Origin of the sequence: Rhodococcus sp. YL-1 (genome assembly GCF_001942025.1) — a bacterium.
Taxonomy (GTDB): domain Bacteria; phylum Actinomycetota; class Actinomycetes; order Mycobacteriales; family Mycobacteriaceae; genus Rhodococcus_F; species Rhodococcus_F qingshengii.
This window is the reverse complement of sequence record NZ_CP017303.1, coordinates 115,588-132,931: the sequence shown is the minus strand read 5'-3', so window position 1 is coordinate 132,931 and position 17,344 is coordinate 115,588. Positions and strand designations below refer to the sequence as shown.

Annotated in this window: 9 protein-coding genes and 2 pseudogenes; 5 read left to right on the top strand and 6 right to left on the bottom strand. The window is 62.3% G+C overall.

Annotated elements, in window-relative coordinates; all coding sequences use genetic code 11:
- Positions 1 to 473 precede the first annotated feature (473 nt).
- The 5 genes from BH682_RS32740 (at position 474) to narI (ending at position 10,150) form a co-directional block, all read left to right on the top strand.
- Positions 474 to 2,801 carry an FdhF/YdeP family oxidoreductase gene (locus BH682_RS32740; RefSeq protein ID WP_075836167.1) on the top strand — a complete coding sequence of 776 codons (2,328 nt, stop codon included), beginning with the start codon at positions 474 to 476 and terminating at the stop codon, positions 2,799 to 2,801.
- A gap of 564 nt (positions 2,802 to 3,365) precedes the next feature.
- Positions 3,366 to 7,094 (top strand): nitrate reductase subunit alpha, encoded by a 3,729-nt coding sequence (locus BH682_RS32730; protein ID WP_075836165.1) that lies wholly within the window; start codon positions 3,366 to 3,368, stop codon positions 7,092 to 7,094.
- Positions 7,094 to 8,755, top strand: a complete 1,662-nt coding sequence (narH, locus tag BH682_RS32725) for a nitrate reductase subunit beta (RefSeq protein WP_075836163.1) — start codon at positions 7,094 to 7,096, stop codon at positions 8,753 to 8,755. The genes BH682_RS32730 and narH overlap by 1 nt, the downstream gene beginning before the upstream one ends.
- Positions 8,752 to 9,399, top strand: coding sequence for a nitrate reductase molybdenum cofactor assembly chaperone (gene narJ / locus BH682_RS32720; RefSeq protein WP_042926613.1), 648 nt, complete (start codon positions 8,752 to 8,754; stop codon positions 9,397 to 9,399). Before narH ends, narJ begins: the two co-directional genes overlap by 4 nt.
- 4 nt (positions 9,400 to 9,403) lie before the next feature.
- Positions 9,404 to 10,150 (top strand): respiratory nitrate reductase subunit gamma, encoded by a 747-nt coding sequence (gene narI, locus BH682_RS32715; RefSeq protein WP_042926616.1) that lies wholly within the window; start codon positions 9,404 to 9,406, stop codon positions 10,148 to 10,150.
- Between the two features lie 100 nt (positions 10,151 to 10,250).
- Here narI and BH682_RS32710 read toward each other — a convergent pair.
- The 6 genes and pseudogenes from BH682_RS32710 to BH682_RS32685 form a co-directional block, all read right to left on the bottom strand.
- Positions 10,251 to 10,567: pseudogene (locus BH682_RS32710) on the bottom strand (transposase); the annotation flags it as partial.
- Between the two features lie 151 nt (positions 10,568 to 10,718).
- Positions 10,719 to 12,002, bottom strand: coding sequence for an IS256 family transposase (locus tag BH682_RS32705; protein WP_075836161.1), 1,284 nt, complete (start codon positions 12,000 to 12,002; stop codon positions 10,719 to 10,721).
- A gap of 60 nt (positions 12,003 to 12,062) precedes the next feature.
- Entirely contained in the window at positions 12,063 to 12,860 is a 798-nt protein-coding gene (gene istB / locus BH682_RS32700; RefSeq protein WP_075836159.1) for an IS21-like element IS1415 family helper ATPase IstB, read from the bottom strand.
- Positions 12,860 to 14,401: pseudogene (gene istA / locus BH682_RS32695) on the bottom strand (IS21 family transposase). The gene istB and the pseudogene istA overlap by 1 nt, the downstream one beginning before the upstream one ends.
- 257 nt (positions 14,402 to 14,658) lie before the next feature.
- Positions 14,659 to 15,717: an IS110 family transposase gene (locus tag BH682_RS32690; RefSeq protein ID WP_075836157.1), complete on the bottom strand. Its 1,059-nt coding sequence runs from the start codon at positions 15,715 to 15,717 to the stop codon at positions 14,659 to 14,661.
- Between the two features lie 469 nt (positions 15,718 to 16,186).
- Positions 16,187 to 17,161, bottom strand: coding sequence for a LysR family transcriptional regulator (locus BH682_RS32685; RefSeq protein WP_042926698.1), 975 nt, complete (start codon positions 17,159 to 17,161; stop codon positions 16,187 to 16,189).
- Between the last annotated feature and the right edge of the window lie 183 nt (positions 17,162 to 17,344).

The following is a 17,344-nucleotide window of genomic DNA, read 5'->3' as shown; positions in this document are numbered from 1 at the left end:
CTGACAGTCCCGCCCACGCCACCGGACCTTTAAGACGCGCAAACGGGGCCGCGATAATGCTGATTATCCTCCTCATCATTGCCCCCGCCATAATCTATCTGGCGGTACAACAATGACGACCACCCTAAAGAAGACAGATGCACACCTGTCCTTTACCAGTCCGGCCCCAACCTCCATCGGCAGATCTGCCGATGATATTCGCGGAGGGCCACTTTTAGCGGACGCGACTGGATCGGTGTCTGCGAGACCTTCGTTCTCGACGCAGAAAAAGAGCAAGACGTCTTCACCGTGACATGGTCCGCGACCCGTTAGAAGCCTTGCGCAATTACACCATTCGCACTGCCAGGTGTGTGGTAGTGCATTAGGTTTATTGTCAATCACCCAGTAGTGACGATTGCTTGAGTCAAACACCGGATTGCGCAGCCCTGCAGCCTGGGTGCACGACGCGAGCAATGCGAGAGAGAGGCCCAGGTATGCGCCCCAAGCCCCTCAAGAACGACTTTACCGACGCCGACCTGGAGGTCGGTAAGCCGGCCACCTGGGCCGTCGGACTACCGGCCATCGAACACGCGATGATCCCATCCGAATTAGAGATGGGCACCGAACGCACCGTCAAGATCGCGCTCACGATCAATCACAAACGCGGCTTCGATTGCCCCAGTTGTGCATGGGCCAATCCAGACAAGAGCAAACCCCTCGAGTTCTGCGAGAACGGCATCAAGTCCATTGTGTGGGAGTCGACCCCGCTAACAATCCCCGCATCGTTCTGGGCCGAGAACTCTCTGTCGAGCATGCTGGACAAGTCCGAGTATTGGCTCGGGATGCAAGGCCGAATCGTCGAGCCGATGTACAAGCCGGCGGGGTCCGATCACTACGAACCCGTCGACTGGGACCGTGCGTTCGAGGTAGTCGCGGGGCATCTTCGAGCCTTGGACTCTCCCGATGAGGCAGTGTTCTACACGAGCGGGAGGATCATGAACGAGCCCGCGTTTCTCTATCAGTTGTTCGCGCGGGCGTTCGGCACCAACAACCTTCCCGACTGTTCGAACATGTGCCACGAGGCCACCGGCGCCGGGATGACCCCCGCCATCGGCATCGGCAAATCAACAATCCACTACGACGACTTCGGCAAATCCGAACTCGTCATCGTGCTGGGACAGAACCCCGGGACCAACCATCCACGGATGCTCAACGGGCTCGAAGAGGCAAAGATCAACGGCGGCCAGATCGTCGCGGTGAACCCGCTGCCCGAAGCGTCGCTGATGCGATATAAGAACCCGCAGAAGCCCAGCGGCATGATCGGTCACGGCACCACACTCGCCGATCAGTTCGTCCAGATCCGCGGCGGCGGGGACATGCACCTGATTCAAGCGGTAGCCAAACGCGTCCTGCACGCCGAAGACGCCAGACCTGGCACGGTGCTCGATCACGACTTCATCGCTGCCCACTGCGACGGTTTTACCGCTTATCGCGACCACATCCTGTCCATCGACGATGAGGAAGTGTTAGCAGCGACAGGGCTGACCGAGGCCGAGATCGACGCGGTGGCAGACAAATACATCGCATCAAATGCCACCATTATCACCTGGTGCCTGGGGATCACCCAACACAAGAACGGCGTCGCCACCATCGCCGAGGTGATGAACCTTCTGCTGCTGCGGGGAAACATCGGCAAACCCGGCGCCGGAGCCTCACCAGTGCGGGGACACAGCAACGTCCAAGGTGACCGCACGATGGGCATCTGGGAACAAATGCCCAACGATTTCCTCGATGCACTGGGACGCGAATTTCGTTTCGACCCTCCCCGCGACCACGGCCTCGACACGGTCAACAGCGTCAACGCCGTGGAACGCGGGGACGTGAAGGTCATGGTCAGCATGGCGGGCAACGTGATTGCCGCAATCTCCGACAGTGGACGCGCCGAAGCTGGAATCCGCAAGGCGAAACTGACAGTCCAGGTGGCCACCAAACTCAACCGCTCGCATGTCGTGACCGGCGAGGAGGCGCTGATCTTGCCGGTAATCGGACGCACCGAGCGCGACGTCCAAGGTGGACGGCTCCAGTTCGTCACCTCCGAGGACACGGTCTGCACCATCAACATGAGTCACGGCGAACTAGACCCGGTGGCACCAGGCTTGCTCTCGGACGTCTCGGTCATCTGCCGTCTCGGCAGGAAGCTGCTCGGCGACTCCCATCCAGTTATTCCGTGGGCGGAGTTCGAGCACGACTATGACTACATCCGCGACGCGATCTCCCGGGTGATCCCCGGGTTCGAGCACTTCAACACACGGATCCGCAAGGAACTGGCGTTCACGCTGCCGCATGGTCCCCGCGACTCGCGGACCTTCCCCACCTCGACAGGCAGGGCACAGTTCACACTCCACGAGACCGAGCTCCTGCAGGTCCCACCGGGACGGCTCATCGTGCAGACCATGCGGGCTCACGATCAGCACAACACCACCATTTACAGCCTCAACGACCGATACCGCGGCATCAAGAACGGCCGGTTCGTCATCTTCGTCAACCCGGACGATCTCGCCGCGCTCGGACTCACCGACGGGCAGACCGTCGACGTATTCAGCGAATGGCCCGGGCAACCTGACCGCGTGCTACGTGGCTACCGCACCGTGTCCTACCCCGTCGCACGGGGTTGTGCGGCCCTGTATTTCCCCGAGGGCAACGAACTAATCCCGCGGGAGTCGGTAGCTGACGTCTGCAATACCCCGACGTCCAAACAGATCACGGTCCGCCTCGAACCCGGAGCGCACACGGTCCCCGCCGGCCGACCACTCGCGCGATGACAACGCTGTCCGAGTCCCACGGGTCCCTACCAACACTTCGTCAAGTGAGGCACACATGGACACACTATGTCTCGCGGTGTGTTCGGCGGAAACGACGGCCTCGACCTCCAACATTGGTCCAAGTACGCGCCTGGCGTTGGTGGGCCCTGACGGATGCGGCAAATCGACGTTGATGCTCACGCTGACCGTTTGCCGGCTCCAGTGTCCGGAAGCGTCGAGACGGCACGCTCGCCTAGCCCATATGCCCGCTACTTCGCAGAAGATGGGCACATCTTCGCAACCAGCGACAGGGAGAATCTTCTCGTGTCGGCGGGTGACGCGGCCGACGCACTACTGCTCTCTGCGATCGACAAGGGGGGTTGGCAGGTTGGGCTGCCGTCCTGCCGCAGGGCTTAGACACACCACTTGAAGCGGGTGCTTCCATCAGTGCCGTTCAGCGCCTTAGTGATTGGACGAAGTACGCAAAGGGAACGTAACCCTCCGCAATACAATGTTGCGGTAACGGAAAGCTTAAGTTTTGGTCATAAAGTCTCTCGAAGCATCCGTTTTTCGTATGGTGGCCACATGGCTCGGCCAACGGATGTTCATACAAACGGGGTCCAGGGTGACGCCGCGAAAGCTCTACTCGATGCCGGCAAGTTCTTCACGCGTTGGGACGAGAGCGACGACGGTCGGATGGTCTTTCGCGAGGGCGGCAGGGCCGGCGACGTGTTCTATCGAGACCGTTGGAGTCACGACAAGATCGTCCGCTCCACACACGGCGTGAACTGCACTGGATCGTGCTCCTGGAAGGTATACGTCAAAGACGGCATCATCACCTGGGAGACCCAGGAAACCGACTACCCGTCGGTCGGCCCGGACAGTCCCGAATACGAGCCTCGCGGCTGCCCCCGCGGCGCGGCATTTTCTTGGTACACCTACTCGCCCACGCGAGTCCGCCATCCCTACGCCCGCGGCGTTCTCGTCGAGATGTACCGGGAGGCTAAAGCTCGCTTGCACGATCCCGTGCTCGCCTGGGCCGACGTCGTCGGAGATCCGCTGCGCCGAAAGTCTTACCAACAAGCCCGGGGCAAGGGCGGCCTGGTGCGGGTCTCCTGGGACGAGTCCATTGAGATGGCCGCTGCCGCGCATATCCACACCATCAAGACCTACGGCCCCGACCGCTGCGCGGGCTTCTCGCCGATCCCGGCGATGTCGATGGTGTCGCATTGCGTGGGTACCCGTTTCATCCAGCTCATCGGCGGGGTGATGACGTCGTTCTACGACTGGTACGCAGACCTGCCGGTCGCGAGCCCCCAGGTGTTCGGCGATCAGACCGATGTCCCCGAATCAGGTGACTGGTGGGACGCGACCTACCTGATGATGTGGGGCTCGAACGTCCCGGTCACGCGTACTCCGGACGCGCACTGGATGGCCGAGGTGCGGTACCGCGGTACCAAGGTCGTCACCGTCAGCCCTGACTACGCCGACAACAGCAAGTTCGCCGACGAATGGTTGCCCGCTCAGGCAGGCACCGACGCGGCGCTCGCGATGGCCATGGGCCATGTGATCCTCACCGAGTTCTTTGTCGAGAAGTCGGTGCCGTTCTTCACCGATTACATCAAGACCTATAGCGACCTGCCGTTCCTCATCCATCTCGATGAGCACGACGGTGCCTTCGTGCCCGGGAAGTTTGTGACCGCCGACGAACTCGCCGTTCTGCCCGACGGCGCGGCAGCCGACGACGACGTGTGGAAGACGGTGGTCCTGGACGAGAAGACCGGGGACGCTGCCGTTCCGAACGGATCGCTCGGATTCCGCTTCTCTGAATCTGGCGAAGGTCGCTGGAATCTGGACCTTGGCGAGATCGCACCCGCCCTGACGTTGTTGGACCGCGACGGTACCGACAACGTCGAGATCCTCCTCCCGGCATTCGACGCACCCGACGGGTCGGGCTCGATCTTGCGACGCGGAGTGCCGGCCACTCGCGTCAACGGCGCCTTGGTAACCACGGTCTTCGACCTCATGTTCGCGCAATATGGTGTCGCCCGCGCCGGCCTGCCCGGGCAGTGGCCCACTGGGTACGACGACGCGAGCACGCCGTACACCCCGGCATGGCAGGCGGAGATCACCGGCGTCCCGGCTGATGCCGCGATCCGGGTGGCCCGCGAGTTCGCCACCAACTCGATCGATTCCGGTGGTCGCTCGATGATCATCATGGGCGCCGGCATCTGCCAGTGGTTCCACGGCGACGCCACCTACCGCGCCATTCTGTCGCTGCTCATCCTCACCGGGTGCATGGGCCGCAACGGCGGCGGCTGGGCCCACTATGTCGGCCAGGAAAAGTGCCGCCCGATCACCGGGTGGATCTCCCTCGCCAACGCCCTGGACTGGTCACGGCCGCCGCGGACCATGACCGGCACGTCGTACTGGTACATGCACACCGATCAGTGGCGCAACGACGGCTACTCCACGGCCTCTCTGGCCTCTCCGCTGTCGAAAGGCACGCTGACACACGAACATACCGCCGACGCCATCGCGCAGTCGGCCCGTATGGGGTGGATGCCGTTCTACCCGCAATTCGATCGCAACCCTCTTGATCTCGCCGACGAGGCCACCGCAGCCGTCGCCGCCGGGACAAACGAGTCTGTCGGCACGTATGTAGCCGAGAAACTGCACGAGGGCGACCTGACCCCGGCAATCACCGACGTCGACGCCCCCGAGAACTGGCCACGCACGCTGGTGCTGTGGCGATCAAACCTGATGGGGTCATCGGCCAAAGGCAACGAGTACTTCCTGCGCAACCTCCTCGGCACCCACCACAACGTGCTCGGCACCGAGAACCCGCAGACGCCGCGACCGAAAGACGTGACGTGGCACGACGAAGCGCCCGAAGGCAAGCTCGATCTGCTGGTGTCCGCGGACTTCCGCATGACGTCGACGACACTGCTTTCCGACATCGTCTTCCCGGCCGCCACCTGGTACGAGAAACACGATTTGTCGTCGACGGACATGCATCCGTTCGTGCACGCGTTCTCTCCGGCAATCGACCCGCCTTGGGAAGCCAAGTCAGACTTCGGCCTCTTCCACTTGCTCGCCGAAAGGTTCTCGGAGCTGGCAAAGACCCATCTCGGCGTGCGCCACGACCTGGTCAGCGTGCCGATGCAGCACGACACCCCGGGCGAGACCGCCCAACCGCATGGCCGGGTGACCGATTGGAAAGGCGCGCCGACCCCAGGAGTGCCCGGCAAGAACCTGCCGAACTTCACTGTGGTGGAACGGGATTACACCGCCATCGCCGACAAGCTCGCGGCCGTCGGACCCCTGGCCGACAAGCTCGGGTTCACGGTCAAGAACGTCACCTACGACGTGGCCGAGCAGAGTGATCGGCTCGCTGCGAGCAACGGTGTGATGCCGTCAGGTCCCGCAGAGGGACGTCCGGCCATCGACACCGACGTCAAGATGGCCGAGGCCATCCTCACCTATTCCGGCACCACCAACGGAGCCCTGGCGCTCGACGGATTCGAAAAGCTACAGAAACGGGTAGGCAAACGCTTGGACGATCTGGCGGCCGGGTCGGAGGAAAAGCGCATCACCTTCGCCGACACCCAGCGCGCACCAGTCCCGGTGCTCACCTCGCCAGAGTGGTCAGGGTCGGAAACCGGGGGTCGCCGCTACGCGCCGTTCACGGTGAATATCGAGCGGCTCAAGCCCTTTCACACCCTGACCGGGCGCATGCACTTCTACCTCGACCACGACTGGATGATCGACATGGGCGAGGCCCTGCCGATCTATCGGCCACCCCTGGACATGCACCGTTTGTTCGGTGAACCGCGCCTGGGATCTGATGGTGCGCAGCAGATCACTGTCCGCTATCTGACGCCGCACTCGAAGTGGTCGATTCACTCCGAGTACCAGGACAACCTGTTCATGCTGTCCCTGTCACGGGGTGGTCCGACGGCGTGGCTCAGTCCGCAGGACGCCGCCGCCATCGATGTTGTGGACAACGACTGGATCGAATGCGTCAACGCCAACGGAGTGCTGGTGTGCCGGGCCATTGTCAGTCATCGGATGCCCGAAGGGGTGACGTTCGTCTATCACGCGCAGGAACGAACCATCGACGTCCCGAAGTCGGAGGCGACCGGGCGCCGCGGCGGCATGCACAACTCGGTCACCCGACTCCTGGTCAAACCGACGCATCTCATCGGTGGTTATGCCCAACTGTCGTACGCCTTCAACTATCTCGGGCCGGCAGGCAATCAACGCGACATGGTGGCCACCATCCGCAAACGTAGCCAGGAGGTGAGGTACTGATGCGAGTCATGGCCCAGGTGGGCATGGTGATGAATCTGGACAAGTGCATCGGATGCCATACGTGTTCGGTCACGTGTAAGCAAGCGTGGACCAACCGAGCCGGCACCGAATATGTTTGGTTCAACAACGTCGAAACCCGACCAGGACAGGGTTACCCACGCCAATATGAGGATCAGGACAAGTGGCGCGGGGGCTGGCATTTGAACGCGAAAGGCAAACTGCGCCTGCGCACAGGCGGACGTCTGCAGAAGTTGCTGACCCTGTTCGCCAGCCCCGTCCAGCCCACCATCTCCGACTATTACGAACCCTGGACCTACGACTATCAAACGCTCATCGACGCCCCACTCGGTGACGACTTCCCGGTGGCCAAGCCGAAATCGCTGCTCACCGGCGAAGACACCAAGATCAGTTGGTCGGCGAACTGGGACGACAACCTCGGCGGCGCACCCGAAATGGGTGAACTCGACCCCATCGTCGCGAAACTGCGCCGCGACTGCGAAGACGCGGTGAAGTTCAGCTTCGAGCAGACCTTCATGTTCTATCTGCCTCGCATTTGCGAACACTGCCTCAACCCGTCGTGCATGGCGTCGTGTCCGTCCGGGGCGATCTACAAGCGCAGCGAAGACGGCATCGTCCTGGTCGATCAGGATCGATGCCGCGGTTGGCGTCAGTGCATCACCGGATGCCCTTACAAGAAGATCTATTTCAATCACAAGTCCGGCAAAGCCGAGAAATGCACGCTGTGTTATCCGCGGATCGAGGTCGGCCAGCCGACGGTCTGCTCGGAGACCTGCGTGGGCCGGCTGCGCTACCTCGGCATCTTCCTCTACGACGCCGATGCTGTCACCGACGCTGTGTCGACCCCGGACGAAAAGGACCTGTACGAGGCGCAACTCGATCTCATGCTCGATCCCGATGACCCCGACGTGATCGAGGCCGCCCGGTCCGACGGGATCCCCGACGACTGGCTCGACGCCGCGAAGCGGTCTCCGGTGTACGCATTGGCCAAGAAATACAGGGTTGCGTTGCCGCTGCATCCGGAATACCGCACCATGCCGATGGTGTGGTACGTCCCGCCGTTGTCGCCGATTGTCGATCTGCTCGCCGAGCAGGGGCACGACGCCGAGGGCCATGGCACTTTGTTCGGCGCGATCGATGCGCTGCGGATCCCGGTCGAGTACCTCGCCGAGATGTTCACCGCCGGCGACTCCGACGTCATCGATACCGTCCTCAAACGCCTGGCGGCTATGCGGGCGTACATGCGCGACGTCACCCTTGGTCGCGACCCGAACCCCGAGATCCCGGCGTCGGTGGGGATGACCGAGGAGCAGGTGTACGAGATGTACCGCCTTATGGCGATCGCCAAATATGAAGACCGGTATGTCATCCCGACGGCGCACCTCGAACAGGCCGAGAAGCTCGACGAAATGGGCTGCTCCTTGGACTACGAGGAGGGTCCCGGCATGTTCGAGTCGGGCTCCTTCGGCGAGGCCAGTGGCCGACCGGCACCGGTGTCGGTGGAGACGTTCCACGCCCTCAAACAGCGGCAGACCAGCGACACAGCAGCCAGCGCCGCGAGCCTGGCGGGCCGGGTCAATCTCCTCAACTGGGACGGAAACGGTATACCCAACGGAATGTTCCCCCCGTCGGAGAAACCGTGAGGTGGCGGCGCAGCCCCCGTGAGGTCGATCAGCGGGTGATCCACCAAGTCGCCGCGTGGTGCCTGACGTACCCGGACGAGGGATTGCTGGCGAAAGTCGAGCTGCTGCAGGCGGCGCTCGCCGAGCACCCCGACCGCACAACCGCCGCGCCACTGCAGCGTTTTGCCGACCACCTCGCCGATTGCGACGCCGAAGCGCTGCGGCGAGAGTATGTCGACGTCTTCGACCTGTCGAGGAAACAGACGCTCTACCTGTCGTATTGGACCGAGGGTGACACCCGGCGGCGCGGTGCGGTCCTCGGCGAGTTCAAACAGCTCTACCGCGACAGCGGCTACCTCGTCGACCTGCGCGGCGAGCTACCCGACTTCCTGCCCGTGGTCCTCGAATACTGTGCCCGCGCGAACCCGGCCGCCGGACTGGAGTTGCTGACGAAATACCGTCCAGCCCTCGAACTCATCCGGTTCGGGCTGATCGACCTCGGCACCCCATACGCCAATGTGTTGACCGCGATTTGCACCGGCCTGCCGGGTGCCTCGCCCTCGGATCGACGCTCGGCGCTCGACATGCAGAGCTCGATCCCTACCGAAACCGTTGGCCTGGAACCGTTTGATCCGCGACTGCTGCCCATCGCCGGGACGAGGTGACGACATGGATTGGATCCTCTGGGGTGTCCTTCCGTATTTGGTGATCGCATTGCTCATTGGGGGCACCATCTGGCGCTACCGATACGACAAGTTCGGCTGGACCACCCGGTCCTCGGAACTGTACGAATCACGGTTGCTGCGTATCGGATCGCCGCTCTTCCACTTCGGCATCCTGGTGGTCATCATGGGCCACGCGATCGGTCTGGTCATCCCCGAGTCGTGGACAGAGTTCTTCGGAATCTCCGAAAACCTGTACCACCTCAACTCCGCGTTCTTCGGACTCATCGCCGGAATCTGCACGCTGACGGGCCTTGCAATCCTGATCTACCGCCGCCGCACCACCGGCCCGGTGTACATGGCCACCACCCGGAACGACAAGGTGATGTACATCGTGCTCACCGCGGCTCTGCTCCTGGGCTTCTACTGCACCCTGCTCGGCGCCCTACCCGATCAGAAAGGCGTGAACTACCGGGAAACCGTCTCACCCTGGTTCCGGTCCATCTTCTACTTCCAGCCTGATGTCGACGCGATGAACAACGCGCCCTTGCGCTTTCATATTCATGTCCTCGTCGGGATGCTCGTGTTCGCAGCGGTGCCCTTCACGCGGCTGGTGCACATGTTCACCGCACCGGTGCACTATCTGTTTCGCCCCTACATCGTCTATCGGAGCCGCGATCGACGGTCGGCACCAGGCAACCAGCAGTACCGGAGAGGATGGGCCCCGGCAGGGGTGAAGGACCGAGACCGATGACAACGGCAGTGCAGTCGCCCGTTAATCGGCGTCAGCAGTCCCTGAACCTCGTCCTCGCGACGGTGGGTCTATCTCGCTAACGGTGTTTCGGGGTTTTCCATCAGTAAGTTTCCGATCCCGACCCACGATCAGCGAGCGTGATCGCAAATGCGTTCAGAGCAGGCTTCCACCTCGTTATCCATCGTCCCTGGCCCTTTCCTGTCGGGTCCAGTGACCGCGTCACCAGATAGAGGTACTTCAGCGCAGCCGCCTCGGTAGGGCAATGCCCCCGAGCTTTCACCGACCGCGGGCCCGGGCAATCAAGGGCTCAATCGCGTTGGTGGAGCACAGCACTCGACGTATCTCGATGTCGTAATCGAGGAACGCGATGAACTCCTGCCAGGCGTTGGTCCACAATCGGATGCTCGCCGGATACCTCTCATGTCAATGGCCACGAAGTTCTCCCCGTTGACGGCCAGTAGTTCTCCCCGCTGGTGGCCACGGGTTCTCCCCGGTGGCGGCCAGTTGTTTTTCCCCACCCGCTTTCTGAGGGTCTGTCCAGAAAACGGTGTAATTGATTGGTTTCTAACTACTTTCGTCCGGCAGACAGCCGTCCGTCGAACGTTATCTCGAAGGCATTCAGTGCTGCCTTCCATCGGTTGGACCAGCGCCTGCGGGCGGTGCCTTTGGGATCGAGGCTCATGATGGCCAGATACACGCATTTCAAGGCCGCGGCCTCGGTCGGAAAGTGTCCACGGGCCTTGACAGCCCTGCGGATTCGAGCGTTGACACTCTCGATGGCGTTGGTCGTGTAAATGACCTGCCGGATGGCGTTGTCGAATTGTAGGAACGGCACGAACTCAGCCCAGGCGTTAGTCCAGAGCCTGATGATCGCGGGATAGCGTTTCTCCCATTTGTCACTGAACTCTGCGAATCGGTCGAGCGCGGCCTGCTCCGACGGAGCCGTGTAGACGGGTTTGAGGTCCTTGGCGATCTCGGACCAGTCCTTGCGGGAGGCATAGGCGTAGGTGTTACGGAGAAGATGGACCACACAAGTCTGCACGATGGTCTGTGGCCACACTTGCTCGATCGAGTCGGGTAGATGCTTGAGACCGTCGCACACGACGATCAGAACATCCTGCACACCACGGTTTTTCAGCTCGGACAACACCCGAAGCCAGTACTTCGCCCCTTCCCCGTCGCCGTGCTCACCGGCCCACAATCCGAGGATGTCGCGGGTGCCGTCGACAGTCACCCCCATCGCGACGTAGATCGGCCGGTTAGCGACGTTGCCCTCGCGGATCTTGACGTGGATGCAGTCGATGAACAACACCGGGTACACAGGATCCAACGGCCGGTTCTGCCACTCGGCCATGCCTTCCATCACCCGCTCGGTGATCGTCGAGATCGTCTGCTTGGACACATCAGCTCCGTACACCTCGGCCAGGTGTGCAGCGATCTCACCGGTCGTCAAACCCTTGGCCGACAATGAGATCACCATGTCCTCCACGCCTGAGAGCCGACGCTGCCGCTTGGCCACGATCTTCGGCTCGAAGGAGGAATCCCGGTCACGGGGCACCTCGAGTTCGACCGGGCCGGCCTCGGTCAACACGTTCTTGGCTCGTCTGCCGTTGCGGGAGTTGCCGCTGCCCCTGCCTGCCGGGTCGCTCTTGCCGTATCCGAGGTGGTCGTCCATCTCGCCTTCGAGCGCGGACTCCACGACTAGCTTGGTCAGCTTCGACAGCAATCCACCATCTCCGGTCAACTGCAGCCCTTCGGCTCGCGCCTGCTCGACCAGCTCTTTGAGCCGCGCATCGCTGATACCCGGCTGAGCCGAGTTCGTCTCTGTCTCACGATCAATCACATCAGTCATAGTGGCGTATCTCCTTTCAGAGTTACACCGTTGTTCTTACAGTCCCCTTTCTGATTTGGGTTAGCTGAAGGGCTTCACCCCCTTGCCGGTGGTGGCTTCGGTGAGGCGGAAGGAGTCGCCGTCGGTGACGACGACGTGCGCATGGTGCAGGAGCCGGTCAACGGTGGCGGTGGCGGTGGCCAATGTTTTGGGCATGATCTCGTCGAAGCCGGAGGGGTGCAGGTTGCTCGAGACGGCAATCGCTCGGCGTTCGTAGGCAGCGTCGACGAGGCGATAGAATCCTTCGGCGGCGTCTTCAGAGACCGGGAGCAGACCGATGTCGTCGACGATGATCAGGTCGGAGCGGATGATCCTCGTCAGGGCTCGGGCGATGGAGTCGTCGGCACGGTGCCGGCGGACCAGGGCACCGAGGTCTTCGATGGTGAACCAAGACACCGCCAGCCCAGCTTCGACTGCGGCCTGCCCGAGTGCCTCGGTGAAGTGAGACTTGCCAGTTCCCGAAGGCCCACAGACGCAGAAACATTCACGCCGCCCGACCCACTCCAGGGTGCGGAGCGCGTCCTGGGTGGCGCGGGGAATCGACGATTTCGTTTCGTCCCAGTCGCCGAAGGTCTTGCCGGTAGGGAAACCCGCGCGTTTGCGGCGAGTGTGCAGGTTCGCCCGGTCCCGGCCGGCGGCTTCCTCAGCGAGGAGAACCCGCACGACTTCGGCGGGGTCCCAGCGTTGGGCTTTCGCGGTCGGGATGATATCGCTCAAGGACCTGCGGATATGGGACAGTTTCAGGCGTTTAGTCAGGTCGATCGCCTCGGTCAACGGGTCGCCGTTAGCGCTGGTAACAGTGCGCAAAGGGGTGCTCATCAGGCGTCATCGCTTTCATCGTCAGTAGTGGCTGGGCTGGCCGGTGCTGGTGTCTGGCCGAAGGTGGACCAGGCGGCGGTGCCCGGTTGCAGAGTGTGGTTCTCGCTGCGACGGACCGGATCAGCGTGTTCGTGGGTGACTTGGTAGTCGAGGATCGAGATCAGGTCCCGATCGGCGAACCGGCCGGTCATCGCCGCCGTCCCCAACGCTCTGTCGACTGCGTCCGGGGAGTGCAGCTTCGAAAGGTCCACGGCCTCGGCCATCTTCGCCCTGATGCGGCGCGCTCCCGCGGCGGCAGCCTCGACCAGCCAGCTGTTGGCACCCTGGCCCAACTGTAGGAAGGCGAGCTCGGCGGCGGTACGAGGCTTGGGCACCCGGTCGGCGGCGTCGCGGTCTGGGCGGGGTGGGTAGTGGTCGTTGTCGAGGACCGGTGAACCGGGTTGGCCGCGGCGGTGCCGCGCGACTTCGACTGCACCGCAATCATTGTCGACGGCGGTCACGATCAGCTCCTCACCATGGAAGCGGGCCCAGACCCGCGTGTCGATCAACGTGTGCGGCACCGAATACCGCACCCCTTCCACCGAGATCGTCGACTCCCAGTTCACCCGCCGGGTGGTGCCGAACACCGCGGTGAACGGAGATTTCGGCAGCGGATGCAGCCGCTGCAACTCTTCGGCCAGCCGCTCGACCGGCCGCCGCCGAGTAGAGCTGTGGACGCGGGTGTTGACGTCGGTGCAGAACTGCCGGCAAGCCGACTCGAGCTCACCGAAAGAGTGATACTGCTCGCGCAGGTTCACCTCCTTCGGCAACAGGTCGGCTTTGGCGATCCGCACCGTCGCCTCACTTCCTCCCTTCGACTCCGGATCAGCAGGTAAACACGTCCGCAGCGTCGTGCCGTAATGCCGTGCCACCTCCACGATCTCCGGATTGCGGACCGCGACCCCTCCACGTGATCGATCGTCGCGGTCTTCTCTTTGTCGGTGAGGACAACATAGACCGGAACCCCGCCCAAGCGGCGGAATGTCGCATCCAAACACGCCGCCACCGTCGGCAATGTCTTGTCCCAGATCGGGATCACCACCCGAAATCGCGACCACGCCAACCATGCGCAGAACAACGTGTCTTCCGGCCCGGAATCGTTGGCCCGTCACCGAAGTCGTACTGTAACCAAGCCCAGGTTCGGTTACCCACGGCCGATACACTCGCCGCCGACCAGCCCGACACTGGGCCTTCGCCTCCGCGACCGTCCGCGCGTGGTCCGCTCACCGCCGTGAACCCCAGCGCGAACGATCCGTTCGTGGATGACATCCGCGCGGGACCTTGCCCTGCGAGCGGACCACCAACTCCTCGATCTTCGGCAGAAAGTCGTCGATCGCCCGCGCTCGATGCCGCCGGCGGTCCGGCGGCTGCCCCGCAGCGCGCATCTGCACATACCGGGCCACCGTGTGGTGATCACACCCAGCCAGCTCCGCCGCCGCCCGATAACTACCCGTGAGGTCGTACGCCTCCAAAATTTCCATGATCTCCCTGCTCGATTTCATCCACCCAGCGTTGCCGGGACCGAATCTGACTCACAGCAGGTGGGGAACTATCTGGCCGTACGCGGGGAGAAACCATGGCCACAAAATGCGCCATAAATGGCCGCCAGTGGGGAGCTTACGATGGCCGTCGACAGATATCTCTTCGGCATGGTCCTGCCTCCTTGGACAAGATCGTAGCCAGAAAACAAAGTTCACCGACTCGGCCAAACCGAGGGCACATCAAAGTCTCCGGACTCGCCGGGATGCTTTTATATCTGTCAAGACACCAAGATTGGGTGTGCAGCGGCGAGTGTCCGGAACAGCTGCCGGGTGACATAACGCTTGAGGGATCGCATGATCTCCTTGGTTGTGCGGCCTTCGCCTCGTCGACGTTCGACATAGGCGCGAGTTTGGGGATCAACCCGCATCCTCACGATGACGATGGTGGTCAGTGCTCTGTTCAGGCGGCGGTCACCGCCGCGATTGAGCCTGTAGCGCACCGTGTTACCTGATGAAGCCGGGACCGGGCAGGTCCCGGCGAGTGAGGCGAATGCGGCCTCGGAACGTACCCGACCTGCATGTGACCACGCGATCAGGACAGTCGCTGCAACCACTGCGCCCACTCCAACCGCGGCAGTCAGTTCCGGTGCATTGGTCTTTACCAACGCGTCGAGAGACTTTCGATTGTCAACCAGCTCCGCATCGAGCGCACGAATCCTCTTGGCTAGTCGCACGGCCTCTGCTCGGTACGTCGCAGTGGTGGCGTCCTCGGACCGAGCCCGCCAGGTTGCGATCTCCTTTATCTGACTGTATGCCAACGATTTTCGTGCATCCACACCAAGTTCGACGGTGCGAACCAAAGCTGTCAACGCATTGACCGCGCGCGTCCGTTCGCACGTCATCTGCTCGCGCGCGACCACGAGAACGCGCATCGCCACTCGCGATCCGTCCGCACGTGGTCGGCGCAGTCGATCGATGTCGACGGACAGAACTGACCGGGCGATACGAGCGGCGTCGAGATCGTCGGTCTTACCGACTCCTCTCCGATCCGCCGAACCCATCACGGAGGGTTCGGCTACCGGGAATCCCGCCGCAAGAACGCGGTCGGAGAGTCCGGCGCCGTAGGAGCCGATGCCTTCGATGACGACGAGGGCGGCTTGTTGACCTGCCCTGTGTGCAATCCACGTGCGGGCCCGATCAAGACCCGCCGGGCTTGCCGGAAAACTTGCTTTGTCCTGTACCGCACCGGTTGCGGCGGCCACGACACACAGCGCATGGGCCGCGGCGTGGGTATCTACCCCGATGACGATCTCGTAGTTATCTGCGACGATAGGCATAGCGACGGATGTCCTTTCCGATGGGCGACGTCGTTGTCGGCGTCGGCCCGGAAAGAGCACTTCGAGGCAGGCCTGTAACGGGCCACGACCTCGCGGCAACGAGGTCGGGCAGGCTTCTGATTAAGCCACCGAAGCAAGACCGGACCGGCGTCGCCGCCACAATAGAGTGGACAAACCCCGGCCAGTGCATCCGAAAGGAGCAAAGCGATTCATGAGTCACACGGCGTTGTAGCGACGACACCTATCCTGTCAGCCAGCCCCGGGCCGGCCACTACAAACACTTATGCGATTCACTGTGGGCCTGGGTGTGCGTTTTGACCATCGACAAAACGGATGATTCATCCTGCCGTCGCCAATATTTAGTAGTAGCGGAAGTCGCTGCCAGGTGCGCACGGCGATCAGACTGCGCTCTCAGACTGCGCTCACTGCCAGGACCGGCTAGCCTGATCCTCAAGTGCGCGGCGAGACGTTACGAAGTGAGCTTGGCCGGAAAACGGTCGAGCAAGGAGGTCACACCTTCGACCGCGGGCATCCATGAATTCGGCACAGGGCGGGCTGTAGCAACGCTGCGAGCAGCCTCTACGAAGTCGCGAGTCAATAGAGAATCGACGTCTGATCGCCAACCGATAGATAACGGCGTTGGTGGTATGCCGGTGACAGGAACGAACGCTAGTCCTGGCCGAGAATAGAACCGCTGCGTCGATGCTTGCGAGAACGCGACGCCCTTCTTCGACAAGATCGCTTCGAAACACTCGTCGACCGTTGAAACCTCGGCTCCGAGCCGAACGTCATGCCCATCGCGAGAGCTCAGTGCGAGCCAGAAGTCACGCCACTCGTCGGTACTGCGACGAGCAACGAATGGCTGACCTGTGAGATCCTCGACACTGATCGAATCATGTTGCGCAAGAGGGGAGTCCGAGCTAACGACCAGCACTCGTGGTTCGATGAAAAGGGTGTCGAGCGCGAGCCAGTCCGCAACGACGACGGGCGGCCTGATGAACGCTACGTCCACCGTGCCGTCGCCTAGTCCGACGTAGGGGTCGGAGAAGTCGAACGATTGCATTTCCACCTCGACATCCGGGTGCATCGAGCGAAATGCCGACAGGATGTCCGGGGTCAGCTCAGCGGCAGCATTCGCCTGGAATCCGATCACGAGATTGCTGCGCGCACTGCGGCCGACTTGCCGGGTGAGCGACGCAATGCGCTCGGCATCCGAGAGTAGCTGACGGCTTCCTTCCAAGAGCCTCACCCCTGCCGGCGTCAGGGCCACATGACGGCTGTCACGAATGAACAGCGCTGTCCCCAGAGAGTGCTCAAGCTTTCGAATCTGAACACTCAGAGATGGTTGGGCGATATGGAGCCGTGCAGCCGCACGGCCGAAGTGCAGTTCCTCCGCCACCGCCACGAAGTACGACAGCGGCCTCAACTCCAGGGGTAAGCGCACATCGCCGATGCTATTCGGCCAGGTAGATGCACACCAATAGGTGTTTCCTATCGATCGGAAGGGTCATTGGTATTGGACGTGCCCGTCGATTGTCGGTGTGATGGGTGTCATGTTCGCGACGGTGAAGCACTAGCAATCACCCTGCGATCATCCCCGTTCCAGAAATAATCCGGCACACAAGTC

What these genes read in the sequence shown, in the direction of transcription:
- BH682_RS32740 (WP_075836167.1), top strand. Translation starts at nt 474, where the DNA reads ATGCGCCCCAAGCCCCTCAAGAACGACTTTACCGACGCCGACCTGGAG.
- BH682_RS32730 (WP_075836165.1), top strand. Translation starts at nt 3,366, where the DNA reads ATGGCTCGGCCAACGGATGTTCATACAAACGGGGTCCAGGGTGACGCC.
- narH (WP_075836163.1), top strand. Translation starts at nt 7,094, where the DNA reads ATGCGAGTCATGGCCCAGGTGGGCATGGTGATGAATCTGGACAAGTGC.
- narI (WP_042926616.1), top strand. Translation starts at nt 9,404, where the DNA reads ATGGATTGGATCCTCTGGGGTGTCCTTCCGTATTTGGTGATCGCATTG.
- BH682_RS32705 (WP_075836161.1), bottom strand. Translation starts at nt 12,002, where the DNA reads ATGACTGATGTGATTGATCGTGAGACAGAGACGAACTCGGCTCAGCCG.
- istB (WP_075836159.1), bottom strand. Translation starts at nt 12,860, where the DNA reads ATGAGCACCCCTTTGCGCACTGTTACCAGCGCTAACGGCGACCCGTTG.
- BH682_RS32690 (WP_075836157.1), bottom strand. Translation starts at nt 15,717, where the DNA reads ATGCCTATCGTCGCAGATAACTACGAGATCGTCATCGGGGTAGATACC.